Origin of the sequence: Paraburkholderia unamae, assembly GCF_003268775.1 — a bacterium.
In the GTDB taxonomy this organism is placed as follows: domain Bacteria; phylum Pseudomonadota; class Gammaproteobacteria; order Burkholderiales; family Burkholderiaceae; genus Paraburkholderia; species Paraburkholderia unamae.
In genome coordinates, this window is the sequence record NZ_QLSU01000028.1 from 111472 (window position 1) to 127232 (window position 15761).

Below are 15761 nucleotides of genomic sequence, written 5' to 3' on the forward strand. Positions count from 1 at the left end.
CGCCGGCCACCTGGCGGTTGGGACTATCATGCGCGTTGAGGAAGCCGTGCGAACGAAGGCACTGCCTGGAGGCAACATCAACGCATGAACCCGTCCATCCCGCCCATCGAGCCTGTCGTGCCGGCGCAAACCGCGCTGGTCGTCATGCACTATCAGACCGACATACTCGGGCTCTTTCCATCGGTCGCGCCCACGCTGCTGGCTAATACGCGCGCGCTATGCGATGCCGCGCGCGCGAAAGGCGTCGGCGTTTATTTCGCGAATCTGCGCTTTAGTCCGGGCTATGCGGAAGTCAGCCCGTTGAACAGGAATGGGCAGGGAATCAAGCGACTGGGTCTCTTTCTGGACGACGGGACCGCGCCGCAGTTGAATCAACAGGCCGATGAGCCGCTCATCGCCGCGCATCGGGCCAGCGTGTTCTTCGGCACCGGTCTGGAGGCGCGGCTTCGCGCACGAGGCATCGATTCGCTGATCCTGGTCGGCATTGCAACGACGGGCGTCGTGCTCTCGTCGGTTGCGTACGCAAGCGACGCGGACTTCCGCCTCTACACGGTCAAGGATTGTTGTCACGACCCGGATACGGTGGTCCACGAACATTTGTTCGACACCGCATTCGATACGCGTACGACGGTGTTGTCGCTCTCGGATGCCTTGGTGTTGCTCGCCTAGGCTTTCGTGATCCGCTGCCGCCCGATGCATTCGGCGGCAGCGACTCACATCAGGCGGCCTGATTGACTTTAATCGCTATCAATTGGCGGCCGGTGACTTGGTGGACGGGGTTGCCAGCGTGTTGTTGCTCGGCGGCGGGTTGGTGAGGGTGGCCGCGCCGTTCGGCTGGGCCAGGTTCGGCGAACCCGCGCTCATGCCGCTGTCCGAGTTGGCGCCGCCAGGCGTGCCGTAGCCGCTCGTTGCGTTGGCGGCGGGCGCCGCCGCGGCCGGCGACGTGGTCGACGGGGTCGCCAGCGTGTTGTTGCTCTGTGCATATGCACCGGCCGACAGCATGAGTGCGGCTGCGGCCGCGAGCAGGGTGCGGGTGGATTGGTTCATGATGTGCTCCTCCATGATTAAAGTGAAATTTCGACGCAAACGATCCATTTGTATTGCTCTATGGCGATCGTTGTACGCCTGGTTCGTGGCGATCAAACTCGCGCAACCGTTTCAGGCGACGTGAAATCAGGCTTCTCAGGCCGGAATGGCTCGGTATTGCACGGTATTGGCGGCATACCGTGAGCCGATAGCGCGGCTTGCTTCGTGCCAGCTAATAACAAGTTTAGGAAAGTGGCTGCTGATAATTAAGCGCATTGTTCGCAAGTATTTATTTCGATTTTCGGCGTGACGCGTAATGGAATCGGATCCCCAATATGTGGGAAGCCCGATTTCACCGGTGCGGCGCGACGAATCGTTTCGGGGGCCGAATTGATGCGGGCGAGATGAACCGGGCCCTTTGCGGATATGCCGTGCCCGGCGCACAATGTGCTTGCGAATCTCTTGCGAGGCGACGCCACATGGCCGGATATCAGCCCGATGGATGGCATACCGTTACGCCCCGAATCGTCGTGCGCGATCCGGAAAATCTGATCGCATTCATCAAAACGGTGTTTCAGGCGCAGGGCGAATTTCGTGCAGGACGGCCCGCCCAAATCGTGATTGGCGATTCAATCGTGATGATTAGCGACGGAGACGGCTTGCGCGATTTCATGCCGGCATGTCTCTATGTCTACGTTGAAGACGCCGATTCGACCTACCAGCGCGCGATTGCCGCGAAGGCGATTTCGCTCGAAGCGCCAGCCGATATGCCATACGGCGACAGGCGAGCCATGGTGAGAGATCCGTGGGGAAACACATGGCAGATCGCCACGGATCAGCGTGATATCCCGGCTGCGCAGACCCGTTCGAGGTCAGATCACGGCGCTTAGGCCAACACGGGAAATCGTTGCGTGCCATGCGTTCATGAACCTGCGCCCTCGCGCTCGAGCCATGAACGAAACCGCTCGATCAAACCATCGCCGGACTTCTCATCCGGAACGTAAGTGCAATAGCTGCGCGAGGGCAGACGAGGGCCGGCGAACGGGGTGACGAGCCGGCCGGCGGCGAGATCGTCGGCGACCAGCGCGGTCGGCCCCATCGCGACGCCGATTCCGTCGATGGCGGCCTGCAAGGTCAGGTAGAAGTGATCGAAGGTCAACGCGGCAGCCGGTCTCAGGTCAGCAAGCCGCGCGCTCGCGAGCCAGTCGGGCCAGAGGCGCGGAAGGCTGGAGGTATGCAGCAATGTGTGCTGCCGCAAGTCGCCGGGCGATCGCAGCGGCGCGCGCTGCAACAGTGCGGGACTGCAAACCGGCAGCCGCTCCTCGGTCAGAAACGGCCGCATCGCATAGCCGTAGAACGTGTCCGGTCCACCCCGGATGATGATGTCGTGTTCCTCACTCAGGCTCTCCAGCGGCCCGTTCGACGTCTCCACCTTGACCTCCACGTCGGGATGTCCGGCGCGGAATTTCGCGAGCCGTGGCACCAGCCAGCGCAACGTGAACGTTGCGGGCGCATTCACGGAGAGCGTTCGTGAAGCTGTTTGCGGCACACCGTATCGCGCGGTCGCCTGCGCAAGCTGTTCGAACAAGGGGCCGATTGCCTCCAGATAGGCCTGCGCCGCGGGCGTGAGCGCCACGCGCCGGTTTTGCCGGTCGAACAGGGGCGCGCCAAGCCACGCCTCCAGCAGGCGCACGTGCTGGCTCACCGCACCCGGCGTCACGTGCAGTTCGGCGGCGGCTTCCTTGAAGCTGCCGAGCCGACCAGCGGCCTCGAAGGCCCGCAGGGCATTGAGCGGGGGGAGTACCGGCTTCATTCAAGTGAGTTTTTCTAACATGAATCCGCAATTTATCTCGTTTGTTGGCCGCTCACAAGATAGATATCCTTCTCGTCTGACCACTCTTTCAATGACCGCGTCATTGCGGCCCGTCACCTCCATGCTCAGCTATACCGGCGGTATCGTGCTTTTCGCCGCGCTGCTCCACGCGAGCTGGAACGCGATGCTGCACGGCAACCGCGACCGGTCCTTGTCGATGACGTGGATGAGCATCGCGATCGCCACGGTCTCCACGTTCGTCGTCCTCGCCAGCCCCTTGCCGGCCGCCGGTGCTTGGCCCTACATCGTCGCATCGGGGCTTGTGCATATCTTCTACAACGTGAGCCTCGTGCGCTCGTATCGGCGCAGCGATCTCGCGCTGGCGTACCCGATCGCGCGCGGCTCCTCGCCGCTGCTCGTCACGCTCGGCGCGGCGCTTTTCGCGCACGAGGCGATCGGCGCCTTGCACGCGCTCGGGATCGTGATGATTTCAGGCGGCATCATCGCCATCGCGCTACAGGGGCGTCACATGTCGCGCGCGGGTGCGCTGGGCGCGCTGACCACGGGGGCGACGATCGCGCTCTATACCGTGATCGACGGCATCGGCGTACGCTTGTCCGGCGCGCAGCCGCTCAGCTACACCGCATGGATGTTCCTCTTCTACTGGGCGATGCCGGTGCTGTTCGTCGCGCGGCGCGGGTTCGCGCCGCTATGGACGCCGGTGCGCGCCGAGCCGCTTTCGATCGCCTCGTCGCTGGCGGGCGGCCTCGTGTCGATCGCGGCGTATGGCATCGTGATCTGGGCGCTCCAGTCGGGCGCGATGGGTGCGGTGTCGGCGTTGCGCGAGACCAGCGTGGTGTTCGCCGTGCTGATCGGACGGCTATTTCTGCGCGAGGCGGTCAGCGGCATGCGCTGGGTCGCCTGCCTGGTCGTCGCGGCCGGCGCGGTTTTTCTGGGGCTTTGATACGACCTCACGCACGTTGTTTGCTGGCCGTGCGTGATCACCCGAGCGAGCGCGAAGGAGGGCTCCATGCTCAAACACATTGCAACCGACCTGCTCGACATCGCCTATGACGAACAGGGCGACGCGAACGGCTGGCCTGTGGTCCTGCTACATGGCTTCCCGTACGACATCCACGCATACGAGGACGTGACGCCACGCCTCACCGCCCAGGGCGCGCGCGTCATCACGCCCTGGCTGCGGGGATACGGGCCCACGCGCTTTCTTTCGCCCACGACACTTCGCTCGGGCCAGCAAGCGGCGCTTGGCGCGGACTTGCTGGCGCTGCTGGACGCACTCGGAATCAGCCGAGCCATTCTCGGCGGATACGACTGGGGCGGCAGGGCGGCATGTATCGTGGCGGCGCTCCAGCCGGACAGCGTGCGCGGGCTCGTTTCGGTCAACGGCTACAACATCCAGAATATCGCCGCCGCCGTGCAGCCGGCCGACCCCGAAAAGGAATACCGGATGTGGTACCAGTACTACCTGCATGGCGAGCGCGGCCGCGCCGGCTTGACGGAAAACCGGCGCGCGTTCTGCCGGCTGTTGTGGTCGCTGTGGTCGCCGACCTGGCGCTTCGACGACGACATGTACGCGCGCTCTGCCGCGGCGTTCGACAATCCCGATTTCGTCGACGTGGTGGTTCATTCCTACCGGCATCGCTTTGGCCTCGTCGAAGGCGACCGGCGGTTCGACGATATCGAGCGGCGCCTCGCCGCCATGCCGCCGATCACCGTGCCTACGATCACGCTCGAAGGGGATGCCGACGGCGTCTCGCCACCGGGGGGAAGAGAGGCGAACGCAACGCGCTTCACGGCGCGCCACGAGAATCGCATCGTGGCGAATGCCGGTCACAATCTTCCGCAGGAGGCGCCCGAAGCATTCGCCGAAGCGGTGCTCGACATCAACGCATGGACCGCTTGAGGCCACATTGACGGAGCGTCAAATAATATGATTAGCAATACGAATTGTCACGCGGGGCAATGCCACTGCGGCGCGGTGCGCTTCGAAGTGACGCTCAGCGACGGTTTCAACTCGGTCCGCCGCTGCAACTGCTCATACTGCCGCATGCGCGGCGCCGTGGTGGCGCCGGTCGAAGCGGGCGGGTTCCGGTTCCTGCACGGCGAGGAGGCGCTAAGCCGTTATCGCTTCAATACGGAATCGGCGCAGCACTTCTTTTGCTCTCGCTGTGGCATCCATACCCATCTGCAACGCCGGTCCAATCCGAATCTCCATGCCGTGAACGTGGCGTGCCTGGACGGCGTGAGCCCGTTCGATTTCGCCGAGGTGCCCGTGACGGACGGCATCAATCATCCGAACGACACGGGCGGCCCGGCACGCCTCGCGGGCACGCTGCGATTCATCGCGGCGGATTGAGGCCTTAACCGCGTTACCTTTCCTCCCCAAAGCGCAATTGCGTCTTGAGGTAATGCAGAAAGGCCTGCAACTTCGGCGAAGGCACCCGCTCGCGCGGGAACAGCGCATTCAGGTCTTGTTGCGGTCCTATCCATTCGGGCAGCACGTTTAGCAGGCGTCCTGCCTCGACCTCGGGCGCCATGCTGGCGTCCATGGCCAGCAACAAGCCCTTGCCCGCGCGCGCGGCGTCGAGAAGCAGCACCGGGTCGCTCGCGACGATCACCGGTTCGAGGGCGTAGTGCGCCGCTTTGCGTCCGGCCTTGCGCAAAGGCCAGGTGTAGCCGCTGTCGCTGCGGGCCTGATGCAGCGCGAGCGACGGATGAAGGTGGAGTTCGTCGGGAGCGGAGGGCGCGCCGTGCGCCTCGACATACGCGGGGCTCGCGTAGACCGACGTCGAGAAGCTGCCGAGCCGCCGCGCCACGAGACTCGAATCGGGAAGCGCGCCAAGGCGCAGCGCGACGTCGACTTCGTCGTCGAAAAGATCCAGGGGCACGTGCGTCGCCAGAATATCGAGGCGCACGTCGGGATAGCGCGTGCAGAATCCCGCAATCAATGGAGCGATCCATGTGGCGCCGAACGAATAAGGCAGTGTCACGCGCAGCCAGCCGCCGGGCGTGCCGCGTATGCGCTGAACCGCGTTCTCGGCTTCGTCGAGTTGCTTCGCGATGCCCCGGCAGTGCTCGAAATAAGCTGTGCCCGCTTCGGTGAGGCGCAGCTTGCGCGTGGTCCGGTGCAGCAGGCGCGAACCGAGGTGCGCTTCGAGTTCGCGCACGCGACGGCTCACCGTCGTCTTCGGAATCTGCAACGCGGTGGCCGCTGCGGTAAAGCTGCCTGACTGGACGACGCGAAGAAAAACGAGCGTGTCGTTGAGGTCTCGGGTCATGGGCGCATGCATTCCGGCTGAACGTTGAGGATAGCGCGAGGCTGGCACAGGGATTGTGCCATCGATGGTTCAATCCTTGCCGGTTTCGCTGGCTAATCGCTGGTGTGTTCCCGCTCTATCGTGTTGACTTCGACACGGAGGCGAACATGAATCTCAGCGAATACACGAGCCACGACGCAATCGGGCTCGCACAACGGGTGGCGGACCGCGAGGTCACGCCCACGGAGCTTGCCGAACTGGCGCGCGCGGCCATCGTTGCCGTCAATCCGGAAATCAACGCGGTGATCGAGCACTGGTCCGCTGCCGAAAGCGGCGGCTACGCGGAACATGGCGCGGGGCCGCTCGCGGGCGTGCCGTTTCTGATCAAGGATCTCGCGCTCGCCATGAAGGGCAAGCGGCTGGAACTGGGAAGCCGGCTTGCCAGCGGGGTGGTGGCGAGCGCCGATTCGTGGCTCATGTCACGGTTCCGCGCGGCCGGGCTCGTCACGATCGGCCGCACGACGACGCCCGAAATGGCGTTCAGCACGACGACCGAATCCACGCTGCAAGGCGCGACGCGCAATCCGTGGCAGGTGGCGCTGAGCGCGGGCGGGTCGAGCGGCGGCGCGGCCGCGGCGGTCGCGGCCGGCATCGTGCCGCTCGCGCACGCCACGGATGCGGCCGGCTCGATCCGCGTGCCCGCCGCCTGCAACGGCCTCTTCGGGCTCAAGCCGACGCGCGGACGCAGCTCGAACGGCCCCGATCTCGACGAAGTCTTCGCGGGCTTCGGCGTGCAACTGGGCGTGAGCCGCAGCGTGCGCGACAGCGCCGCGCTGCTCGATGCGATCCAGGGGCGTGCGAGCGGCGAGCCCTATGCGACCGCCGCGCCCGCGCACAGCTTTCTTTCCGAAGTGGGGCGCGAGCCAGGCACGCTCAAGATCGGCATGATGATCGATCCGTGGAACGCGGATCGAACCGACCCGGCCATTGCGGCGGCGGCGATCTCGACCGCAAAGCTTCTGGAGGACCTGGGTCATACAGTTCGGGAGGTGCGGCCGCCGCTCGGCGTCTCGTGGGACGCATTCGTGCAGATGAACGCGACGATCTGGACCGCGACGCTCGTCGGCTGGATCGAAGGGCTGGCGGCCGCGACCGGCCGTCCGATCGACGGGACGACGCTGGAGGCGGCGACGCTGGCCTGCTATCGCTACGGCAAGGAGGAAAAGGCGTCCGCATTCGCCGCCGCGCTCGCGATGCGCAACACCGTGACGCGCGCGGTCGGCCACTGGTTCGAGGACTTCGACGTGCTCCTCACGCCGACCCTTGCGCACATGCCGCCGGCTATCGGGGAATATGGCAAGGATTCCGAATCGATGAACGGCCTCGAATGGACGCAGCGCGTGTTTCAGCATGCGCCTTTCACGCCACCGTTCAACGTGGCCGGTGTCCCCGCGATGTCGGTGCCGCTGGAAAGTCATCCCCAAACGGGTTTGCCGATCGGCATGCAGTTCGCGGCGCAATTCGCGCGCGAAGACACGTTGCTGCGGCTCGCGGGACAACTGGAACGTTCACGGCCCTGGGCGGGGCGGCATCCCGCGCTTTGGGCCGGCAACCGCCGGTAACGCGCTCGCGGCGGTCCCGGCTTTACCGCCATCCACGTTACGCGAGTCCGTACTCCCGCACGAGTTCCTGCAAATCCAGCATGACCGTGCGGGCGGCGAACGGCACGGCGCGCGCATCGGTCACGAGCCAGTGCAGCGCCGCCGCGATCGCTTCCGGCTTCATCGCGCCATAGCGCTTCTCGATCTCGCCGCCGTCGCCGAGCGCGGCGCTCAACGCCTGGGTCGCCACCACGCCCGGGTTCACGCTGAATGCGCGTATGCCGTCGCGGCCGTGCTCGCGGTTCAGGCAGCCCGCCATGCGCGCGAGCGCCGCCTTGGAAGCGCCGTAAGCGAAGCCCCAGCCGCCCTGGTTGGCGGGTGCGGGCGGATCGTTCTTGCCCGCACCCGAGGAAACGTTGACGATCTGGCCGCTGCCCTGCGCGATCATCGAAGGCAGCAGCCTGCGCACGAGCCGCAGCGGCGCGCTCACGTTGCCGTAGAAGGTGCGCGCGAGCACGTCGTCGTCGGTGTCGAGCAGCATCGCGTTGGTTTCGCGGTCCTGGTACACGGCGTTGTTGATGAGCACGTCGACACGGCCGTAATGCGCGAGGACGGCTGCGGCGGCGTCGTCGAGCGAGGGACCGTCCATCAGGTCCATCGGCTGCGCGAAAACGTCGGCGCCCGTTTCGCGCACCGCTTGCGCGGTGGACGCGAGGCTGCCGGTGAGCAGCGAGCCGTCGCTGCGGCGCAATTGATGATCGAGCGCCTGGCCTTCGGTTTGCGTGCGCGCCGTGATGGCGACGCGCCAGCCTGCGCGGCCGAACGCGAGCGCGGTGGCGGCGCCGATACCCCGGCTCGCGCCGGTGACGAGTACGACGGGTGCGGAAGCGGACATGAAGTGGTTCGCAGTAGTGGGATCAGGCAGGTTGGGAAGCGGCCGCGTGCATCGCCGCCAGCCGTTGACGATAGGGATTGAGCGCGGCGGCGTAGAACGCGACGGTGGCCACGAGGATCGTCATCGTGCCGACGAGCGCGTAGCGCAGCGCGTCGTGCCCGTAAAGCGGCGTGAGACGATCGCTCAACACGCCGGTGACGAGCGGCCCCAGGCCGACGCCGAACAGCGTGAGAAACAGGTTGACGAGCGAGGCGGCGGTGCTGCGCTCGTCGGCGTTCACGAGCTGGCTCGCCGCTGCGTACGAGAGCGCCGGAAACCAGCTCGCGAAAAACGAAAACAGGAGGGCGAAGACCATCGCGTGCGGCACGGCAAGCGCGCCCGCGTGCCACGCACCGGTGGCGGGCCACAGCAGGAACGCGAGCACCGCCGGAATGCTGAGCGCGATGCCGATCATGGGCAAGGCGAGTTGCCAGCGCCGGTCGTGCGCGACGAGCCGGTCGCACAGCACGCCGCTGAACAGCGCGCCCGCTATTGCGCCCACGCCGCTCGTCACGCCGAATACGAAGCCCGCTTGCGCGAGCGTCACGCCATAGGTGCGAACCAGGAAAGTCGTGGCCCAGATGCCGTAGCCATAGGAAGCGACGCCCGCGCTCGCGCACGCGAGGCACAGGAAGCGCAGCGCGCGGATCGACCAGAGACGGGACAGTTGCGCGCGCAACGGCCGGCTGGCGGCGCGCGCGGCCGGGGCCAGTTCGAACGCGCCGCGCTGCGGCTCGCGCACGACGAGGCGCACGAGCAGCGCGAGCACGACGCCCGGCGCGCCGAAGAACAGGAAGGCCGCGCGCCAGCCGTGGGTTTGCGCGATCCAGCCGCCCGCCGCGAGTCCGACGAGCACGCCGAGGTTCGGCCCGAGCATGAAGACGCTGAGCATGAGCGAGCGGCGTTGCGGCGGGTACATGTCGGCGATGAGGGAGACCGAGGGCGCCATGCCGCCCGCTTCGCCCACGGCCACGCCCATGCGTGCGAGGAACAGTTGCCAGAATTGCGCGCTCACGCCGCACGCCATCGTCGCGAGGCTCCAGAGTCCGCAGCAGAGCGCGACGATGTTGCGCCGGTTCGCACGGTCGGCGAGCTTGCCGATCGGCACGCCGAGACCCGCGTAGAGCACGGCGAAGGCCACGCCGCTCAGGCTGCCGATGGCGGTGTCGGACACCGCGAATTCGCGCTTGATCGGCTCGATCAGGACCGCGATGGCCTGGCGGTCGATATACGAGAAGATGTAGACGAGCGCGAGCAGGGCGAGCCCGGCATGCGTGCGCAAACCGGGTTGATGGGGCTGGGAAGTTCGCATGGATGGGGCCGCAACGACCAGGTGGAGTGTTGTCCACGGTATCGTGGTGGCTGCGTGCGCCGCGGACATCGTCTCTTTGGACGACGCCCGGCGGTGCGCGGCGGGTTACGTTGCGTGCAGCATGTATGGCTGCGCCTTGCCGCAGCGCCCCCGCCTTAGACCAAAACCAAGGAGACAACGATGCCCGAACCCACCCGTGCCGACGCCATCCGCGCGCTGCTCGACGCGCAGCGCAGCGCCTTCGCGGCCGAAGGCGCGGTGAGCGCCGCCGCGCGCCGCGACCGCCTGCAACGCGTGATCGATATGCTCGTCGAGCACGCCGACGCGCTTTGCGAGGCCATGCATCAGGATTTCGGCAACCGCCCCGCCGCGTTTTCGCTCGCCAACGACATTCTGGGCTCGCTCGGCTCGCTCAAGCACGCGCGCGACCACTTCGAAGCGTGGCTCGGCGACGATCCGCGCCCCTCTGTCGCGCCGTTCGACAACTTCGGCGCCACCGCCTGGGTGCGCTATCAGCCCAAGGGCACGGTGGGCATCATCGGCACCTGGAACGCGCCGCTTTTCACGCTGCTCTCGCCGCTCGCCTCCGTGTTCGCGGCGGGCAACCGCGCCGTGCTCAAGCCTTCGGAAGTCACGCCGCACACGGCGGAGTGCTTCGCGGGACTGGTCAGGAGCCGTTTCGCGCCCGAGGAACTCGCCGTCGTGACGGGCGGCGCGGACGTCGCCGCCGCCTTCAGCGCGCAGCCGTGGGATCACCTCGTGTTCACCGGTTCGAGCACCATCGGCAAGGAAGTCATGCGCGCGGCGGCGGCCAACCTCGTGCCCGTCACGCTCGAACTGGGCGGCAAGTCGCCGGTGCTGATCGGCACGAGCGCGGACTTGCGCAATGCCGCCGAGCGCATCGTCGTCGGCAAGAACCTGAATTCGGGTCAGCTTTGCGTCTCGCCCGACGTCGTGTGGGTGCACGAGCCGCAACTCGAAGCCTTTATCGCGGCGGCGCGCGAGGTACAGGAAGGGCTGTATCCCACCGTTGCCGATAACGGCGACGTCGTGGCGATCGTCAACGCGCGCCACTTCGAGCGCATCGAAGGCTATCTCGCCGACGCCCGCGCGCGCGGTGCGCGCATCGAGGTGCTGGGCGAGGCGGTGGAAGGCGAGCGCGCCGCGAGCCGGCGCATGCCGCTGCGCGTGGTGGTCGATCCGCCGCGCGACAGCGCGATTGCGCGCCACGAGATCTTCGGCCCCGCGCTGGTCGTCAACACGTACAAGCAGGTGCAGGAGGCCGTGGCCGCGATCAACGCCGACGCGCGTCCGCTCGCGCTCTATTACTTCGGCGCCGACGCGGCCGAGGAAAAGTGGGTGCTCGACCACACGCTTTCGGGCGGCGTGTCGATCAACGACGTCACCATGCACCCGGCGCTGTACGACGCGCCGTTCGGCGGCGTGGGCGCGTCGGGCATGGGCCACTACCACGGGCGCGAGGGCTTTCTCTCCTTCAGCCACGCGCGCTCCGTCTACAAGGCGGGCGGCCACGACCCGCGCCGCGAGTGGGGCATGCTGCCGCCCTACACTGAGGCGTTCGGCGCGATGCTGCGCGCGGCGATCGTGCCCTGAGCCGGTGTTTCGCGATTCGCTCGCGCTCCGCGCATCGTCGGCTATCGTCCGTTTGCGTGATTCGGCACGCGGCCCGATCTCCGACGATGAGCTTTTCCAAACCATGCGAGGAAGACGATGACGCAGTTTCCTGAGATGTTCTCGGTGAAGGGCCAGGTGGCGATCGTGACGGGCGCGGGCAAGGGCATTGGCCGCGCGTGCGCGCTGGCGCTCGCGGGCGCGGGCGCCGATATCGTGGCCGCGGCGCGCACCCAGGCCGATCTCGACGCGCTCGCCGCGCAGGTCGAGGCGCTCGGCGCGCGCTGCCTGCCGCTCGCCTGCGACGTGAACGACGACGACGCGCTCTCGCATCTCGTCGAGCGCGCGCTGGCGCAGTTCGGCAAGATCACGCTGCTCGTGAACAACGCGGGCGGCGCGGGCCCCAACGACCCGCGCAAGATGAGCCGCGCCGACTTCGAGCGCGTGCTCGCGTGGAACGTCGCGCCTGCCTATTCGCTGATCCAGAAAGCGGCGGGCCCGATGCGCGAGGCGGGCGGCGGCGCGGTCGTGAACATCTCCTCGACGGCCGCGCGCTACGCGCAGAAGCATTTCAGCGCCTATGGCGCGGCCAAGGCGGCGCTGAACCAGATGACGCGCAATCTCGCGCAGGACTTCGCGCCCCACGTGCGCATCAACGCCATCGAACCGGGCACGATCATGACCGACGCGCTCGGCAAGTTCCTCACGCCCGAGCGCGAGGCGCACATGGTGAAGGCCACGCCGATGGCGAAGCTCGGCCAGCCCGAGGACATCGCGGCGGCGGCGCTCTTTTTGTGCTCGCCGGCCGCGCGCTGGATCACGGGCAAGGTGCTTGGCGTGGATGGCGGCGTGGAGGCGCCGAACTGGGTGTGAGGGGCGCTCGCAGGCCGGTAGCGGAGTGACTCCGGAAAAAAAAGGGGGCGCGCCGGGGAAACCCGGCGCGCCCCCTTGCTTTTACGCGCCGCTACACGAGCCGCCCGACGCGATGCCCGCTGTGCATCGCCCCTTCGATATAACCGAGCGTCGCGCAATCGCCCGCCGTATGCAGCGGCACGCCACAGCCCGCGAGCGAACGCGCGACGGCGTCGTCGGCTTGCGCGCCCGTGGCGAGCACGACCGAATCGGCGGGGACGAGGTGCTCCACGTTGTCCTTGTCGACCCAGCGCACGGCGTTCGCCGTGATTTCCTGCACGCGCGCGTGGCGTTCGACCTTCGCATGCTCCTCGACGGCTTCGAGCACGCGCCAGCGGCGCACGATGGAAAGCTCGGCCCCCGGCTTGCCCGATTCTTCGAGCACGGTTACCGTGCGGCCGCGCGCGAGCAGAAACTCTGCGAGTTCGAGCCCGACCAGGCCGCCGCCCACGATCACCACGCGCTTGCCAAGCGGCATCCAGAGCTTGGAGAGCCCTTGCAGCGCCTCCGTGCTGTTCGTCACGCGCAGCACGCCGCCCGCCTTGAAGAGCGCGCGCTCGGCGAAGCTCAGCTTGGCCTGGGCAATGGGCTGGGCGTCGTCGTTGGTCATCAGGCGGCGCAGTTCGTCGCCGCTCCACACGTGCTTTTGCGTCGCGCCCGCAATGGCCGGGGCCGCGCGCTTCGCGCCCGTCGCGACGACGATCGCGCTCGGCTTCAACTGCGCGACCAGTTCGGGCGTGGCGGCGGTGGAAAGCCTCACCTCGACGGGCAGGTGATTCATCTGCGCGACGAGATAATCGAGCAGACGGCCGTTCTCCGGATACGCGAGCGCCGCGAAAAAGAGCGTGCCGCCCAGCCGCTCGCCACGCTCGACGAGCGTCACGCGATGGCCGCGCAGCGCCGCCACGCGCGCCGCCTCCATGCCTGCCGGGCCGCCGCCGACCACGAGCACGTGGCCAGGCGTTGTGGCGGGAACGAGCGCCGCATCGTCCTCATGGCCCGTCTGCGCGTTCACCGCGCATTTCACGGGGCGGTTCACGAAAATCTCGCTCACGCACGCATAGCAGTAGATGCACGGCCGGATGTCCTGCGGCCGGTTGGCGGCGAGCTTGATGGGGATCTCGGGGTCGGCGAGCATCTTGCGCGCCAGTGCGACGAAGTCGTAGTGGCCGGCCGCGATGGCCGTGCCGGCTTCGTCGGCTTCGATGCGGCCCGCCGCGATCACGGGCACATCGACCGCGGCGCGCACGGCCTTCGCGTACTCGACGAACGCGCCGGGATGCTGCGTGAGCGGCGCTTCGGTGAAGTCGGAGCCGCGCTTGAGCGTGGAGTACGCCGACACGCTGATGGCGTCCGCGCCCGCGGCGGCGGCGAGCTTCGCTGTGGCCACGGCGTCGGCGAGCGTGATGCCGCCGGGCGTGTTGAGTTCGGTGCCGTCCAGGCGCACCCACACCGGGTAGTCGTTGCCGGTGCGCGCCTTGATCGCGTGGATTATCTCGATGAGCAGGCGCGCGCGATTTTCGAGCGAGCCGCCGTATTCGTCCTCGCGCCGGTTGTACCAGGGCGAAAGAAAGCCCGCGACGATATACGTATGCGCGCCATGCACCTCGACGCCGTCGAAGCCGGCCGCCTTGGCGCGCGCCGCCGCGCTCGCGAAGAACTCGATCATCTGCTCGATGTCGGCGCGGTCCATCACGCGCAGGCGCGGCTTGTTCTTGCCCGCGCCGCTCACGAAGCTCGCGATCTCCTGGTCGGTGAGCGCCCCGAAAATGTTCGGCATGTTGGGCGGCGGGACCGACGGCACCCAGAGTTCGCGGCCGTCGGCGAGGTCGCGCGTGGCGGTCTTGCCCGCGTGCTGCAACTGCGCGGCGATCTTCGCGCCGTGGCGGTGCACGCGCTCGACGAGGGCGGCGAGGCCCGGAATGAAGTCGTCGCGCGAGAGGCCCGCCTGGAAAGGCTCGGACGCGCCCGCCGGGTACGCCACCGCGCAGGCGCCCATGATGAGCAGGCCTGCGCCGCCGCGCGCGCGCGCCTCGAAGTACGCCTGCACGCGCTCGGTGCAAAAGCCGTCGGGCGTTGAATAGTTGTCCCCCATGGGCGCCATGACGAGGCGATTCTTCAGCTCGAGCGTGCCGATGCGGCCGGCTTCGAGCAAGGGGGCGTAGGGATTGTGGGTCACGCTGTCTCCGTCGATAGGGTCGGGGTGAGTTCGCTGCTCCCCCTGATTGTTTAACGCGCGGCCGTTGCCACAATCGTCCGTTTGGACGTATCGGGGCACATCGGGCGGCACGATGCTGGCAGACGTCGTCAATAGCGAGAGGATAACCGGCATGACTGTGATTGCGGTTTCGGGGTCGGCGGGCGGTATTGGCTCGGCGCTGCGCGAGGAACTTGGGCGCGAAGGCGCGCAGGTGATCGGCATCGATCTGCACGACGCGGAAGTGATCGCCGATCTCGGCAGCGAGGCGGGGCGCGCGCATGCGCTGGCGGAGGTGGCGCGTCTTGCGCGCGGGCGGCTCGATGGGCTCGTGTGTGCGGCCGGCGTGGGCGGGACGGTGCGCCCGCCAGCGCGCATGGTGGCGGTGAACTATTTTGGCGCGGTCGCGCTGATGGACGGGCTGTTGCCGCTGTTGCGCGAAGGGGAGCGGGCGGCGGCGGTGGCCGTTGCTTCTGTTTCCGCGACCAGCGGGCCTTGGCGCGGGCATCCGGTCGAAGTGGCGTGCCTCGATGGGGATGAGGCGCTGGCTTGCCGTCTTGCCGATGAAGCTGAGAACCCCTATGCGGGCTATGGCTGTAGCAAGCGCGCGCTCGCGGTGCGCGTGCGGCGGCTTGCGCGGGAGTGGGGGGCGGCAGGGGTGCGGGTGAATGCCGTGGCGCCTGGGCCGGTGGATACGGCGCTGCATCGCGCGGCGCTGGAAGACCCGGTGCTCGGGCCGCGGGCTCGTGCGTTTGTGCCGCCTTTAGGGGGGACCGCTGAGCCTGTTGAGATTGCGAGGGTGATACGGTTTTTGTTGTCGGCTGATGCTAGCTTCGTGCATGGGAGTGTGTGGTTTGCCGATGGCGGGTGTGATGCGGGGATGCGGGCGGATTTGTTTTGAGTTTTTTTTGGTCTTTTTGGGGTTTTCGCGTTTCCTTGTTTTCGTGTCGGTCTGCAGGGGGGACCTATCCGTCATTTCGTGGGCGAGGCATATCATGAGAGGTAAAAATCATGGATATGCCGATGAAGAAGAAACGCACGGTAGCTTCGCAGGCA

General features: G+C 67.2%; 15 protein-coding genes. 9 read left to right on the forward strand and 6 right to left on the reverse strand.

All coding sequences use genetic code 11. The features are described 5' to 3' along the window. Positions 1 to 84: 84 nt before the first annotated feature. On the forward strand, positions 85 to 669 hold the full coding sequence (locus tag C7401_RS33885) for a cysteine hydrolase family protein (RefSeq protein ID WP_112176192.1): 585 nt from the start codon (positions 85 to 87) through the stop codon (positions 667 to 669). 78 nt (positions 670 to 747) lie between these two features. On the opposite strand, the gene C7401_RS33890 is transcribed toward C7401_RS33885, so the two are convergent. Beyond that, positions 748 to 1047: a hypothetical protein gene (locus C7401_RS33890; RefSeq protein ID WP_112176234.1), complete on the reverse strand. Its 300-nt coding sequence runs from the start codon at positions 1045 to 1047 to the stop codon at positions 748 to 750. A 458-nt stretch (positions 1048 to 1505) separates the two neighbouring features. Between C7401_RS33890 and C7401_RS33895 the strand changes: the two genes are divergently transcribed. After that, positions 1506 to 1916 carry a VOC family protein gene (locus tag C7401_RS33895; RefSeq protein WP_112176194.1) on the forward strand — a complete coding sequence of 137 codons (411 nt, stop codon included), beginning with the start codon at positions 1506 to 1508 and terminating at the stop codon, positions 1914 to 1916. A 32-nt stretch (positions 1917 to 1948) separates the two neighbouring features. Here C7401_RS33895 and gcvA read toward each other — a convergent pair whose 3' ends face one another. Then, complete coding sequence (gene gcvA, locus C7401_RS33900; RefSeq protein ID WP_112176195.1) at positions 1949 to 2839, reverse strand: transcriptional regulator GcvA; 891 nt, start codon at positions 2837 to 2839, stop codon at positions 1949 to 1951. Between the two features lie 121 nt (positions 2840 to 2960). On the opposite strand from gcvA, the gene C7401_RS33905 reads away from it, so the two are divergent. From C7401_RS33905 to C7401_RS33915, 3 genes are all read left to right on the forward strand, one after another. After that, positions 2961 to 3803, forward strand: a complete 843-nt coding sequence (locus C7401_RS33905) for an EamA family transporter (protein ID WP_112176197.1) — start codon at positions 2961 to 2963, stop codon at positions 3801 to 3803. Between the two features lie 66 nt (positions 3804 to 3869). Beyond that, positions 3870 to 4763 carry an alpha/beta fold hydrolase gene (locus tag C7401_RS33910; RefSeq protein ID WP_112176199.1) on the forward strand — a complete coding sequence of 298 codons (894 nt, stop codon included), beginning with the start codon at positions 3870 to 3872 and terminating at the stop codon, positions 4761 to 4763. 27 nt (positions 4764 to 4790) lie between these two features. Beyond that, a complete protein-coding gene (locus tag C7401_RS33915; RefSeq protein WP_112176201.1) occupies positions 4791 to 5216 on the forward strand; it encodes a GFA family protein in 426 nt (141 codons plus the stop codon). Between the two features lie 13 nt (positions 5217 to 5229). On the opposite strand, the gene C7401_RS33920 is transcribed toward C7401_RS33915, so the two are convergent. After that, positions 5230 to 6138, reverse strand: coding sequence for a LysR family transcriptional regulator (locus tag C7401_RS33920; RefSeq protein ID WP_112176203.1), 909 nt, complete (start codon positions 6136 to 6138; stop codon positions 5230 to 5232). A gap of 146 nt (positions 6139 to 6284) precedes the next feature. On the opposite strand from C7401_RS33920, the gene C7401_RS33925 reads away from it, so the two are divergent. Next, on the forward strand, positions 6285 to 7739 hold the full coding sequence (locus tag C7401_RS33925) for an amidase (protein ID WP_112176236.1): 1455 nt from the start codon (positions 6285 to 6287) through the stop codon (positions 7737 to 7739). A 37-nt stretch (positions 7740 to 7776) separates the two neighbouring features. Here C7401_RS33925 and C7401_RS33930 read toward each other — a convergent pair whose 3' ends face one another. Then, positions 7777 to 8613, reverse strand: a complete 837-nt coding sequence (locus tag C7401_RS33930; protein WP_112176205.1) for an SDR family oxidoreductase — start codon at positions 8611 to 8613, stop codon at positions 7777 to 7779. Between the two features lie 22 nt (positions 8614 to 8635). Further along, a complete protein-coding gene (locus C7401_RS33935) occupies positions 8636 to 9964 on the reverse strand; it encodes a spinster family MFS transporter (RefSeq protein WP_112176207.1) in 1329 nt (442 codons plus the stop codon). Between the two features lie 180 nt (positions 9965 to 10144). On the opposite strand from C7401_RS33935, the gene C7401_RS33940 reads away from it, so the two are divergent. Beyond that, positions 10145 to 11578 (forward strand): coniferyl aldehyde dehydrogenase, encoded by a 1434-nt coding sequence (locus C7401_RS33940; RefSeq protein ID WP_112176209.1) that lies wholly within the window; start codon positions 10145 to 10147, stop codon positions 11576 to 11578. Positions 11579 to 11695: 117 nt separating this feature from the next. Continuing rightward, the gene (locus C7401_RS33945) at positions 11696 to 12469 is read left to right on the forward strand and encodes a glucose 1-dehydrogenase (protein WP_112176211.1); all 774 of its coding nucleotides are present in this window, start codon (positions 11696 to 11698) and stop codon (positions 12467 to 12469) included. Between the two features lie 91 nt (positions 12470 to 12560). On the opposite strand, the gene C7401_RS33950 is transcribed toward C7401_RS33945, so the two are convergent. Beyond that, a complete protein-coding gene (locus tag C7401_RS33950) occupies positions 12561 to 14687 on the reverse strand; it encodes an oxidoreductase (RefSeq protein ID WP_258397337.1) in 2127 nt (708 codons plus the stop codon). A gap of 151 nt (positions 14688 to 14838) precedes the next feature. On the opposite strand from C7401_RS33950, the gene C7401_RS33955 reads away from it, so the two are divergent. Next, complete coding sequence (locus tag C7401_RS33955) at positions 14839 to 15606, forward strand: SDR family oxidoreductase (protein ID WP_112176215.1); 768 nt, start codon at positions 14839 to 14841, stop codon at positions 15604 to 15606. Positions 15607 to 15761: the final 155 nt, after the last annotated feature.

What these genes read in the sequence shown, in the direction of transcription:
- C7401_RS33885 (WP_112176192.1), top strand. Translation starts at nt 85, where the DNA reads ATGAACCCGTCCATCCCGCCCATCGAGCCTGTCGTGCCGGCGCAAACC.
- C7401_RS33890 (WP_112176234.1), bottom strand. Translation starts at nt 1,047, where the DNA reads ATGAACCAATCCACCCGCACCCTGCTCGCGGCCGCAGCCGCACTCATG.
- C7401_RS33895 (WP_112176194.1), top strand. Translation starts at nt 1,506, where the DNA reads ATGGCCGGATATCAGCCCGATGGATGGCATACCGTTACGCCCCGAATC.
- gcvA (WP_112176195.1), bottom strand. Translation starts at nt 2,839, where the DNA reads ATGAAGCCGGTACTCCCCCCGCTCAATGCCCTGCGGGCCTTCGAGGCC.
- C7401_RS33905 (WP_112176197.1), top strand. Translation starts at nt 2,961, where the DNA reads ATGCTCAGCTATACCGGCGGTATCGTGCTTTTCGCCGCGCTGCTCCAC.
- C7401_RS33910 (WP_112176199.1), top strand. Translation starts at nt 3,870, where the DNA reads ATGCTCAAACACATTGCAACCGACCTGCTCGACATCGCCTATGACGAA.
- C7401_RS33915 (WP_112176201.1), top strand. Translation starts at nt 4,791, where the DNA reads ATGATTAGCAATACGAATTGTCACGCGGGGCAATGCCACTGCGGCGCG.
- C7401_RS33920 (WP_112176203.1), bottom strand. Translation starts at nt 6,138, where the DNA reads ATGACCCGAGACCTCAACGACACGCTCGTTTTTCTTCGCGTCGTCCAG.
- C7401_RS33925 (WP_112176236.1), top strand. Translation starts at nt 6,285, where the DNA reads ATGAATCTCAGCGAATACACGAGCCACGACGCAATCGGGCTCGCACAA.
- C7401_RS33930 (WP_112176205.1), bottom strand. Translation starts at nt 8,613, where the DNA reads ATGTCCGCTTCCGCACCCGTCGTACTCGTCACCGGCGCGAGCCGGGGT.
- C7401_RS33935 (WP_112176207.1), bottom strand. Translation starts at nt 9,964, where the DNA reads ATGCGAACTTCCCAGCCCCATCAACCCGGTTTGCGCACGCATGCCGGG.
- C7401_RS33940 (WP_112176209.1), top strand. Translation starts at nt 10,145, where the DNA reads ATGCCCGAACCCACCCGTGCCGACGCCATCCGCGCGCTGCTCGACGCG.
- C7401_RS33945 (WP_112176211.1), top strand. Translation starts at nt 11,696, where the DNA reads ATGACGCAGTTTCCTGAGATGTTCTCGGTGAAGGGCCAGGTGGCGATC.
- C7401_RS33955 (WP_112176215.1), top strand. Translation starts at nt 14,839, where the DNA reads ATGACTGTGATTGCGGTTTCGGGGTCGGCGGGCGGTATTGGCTCGGCG.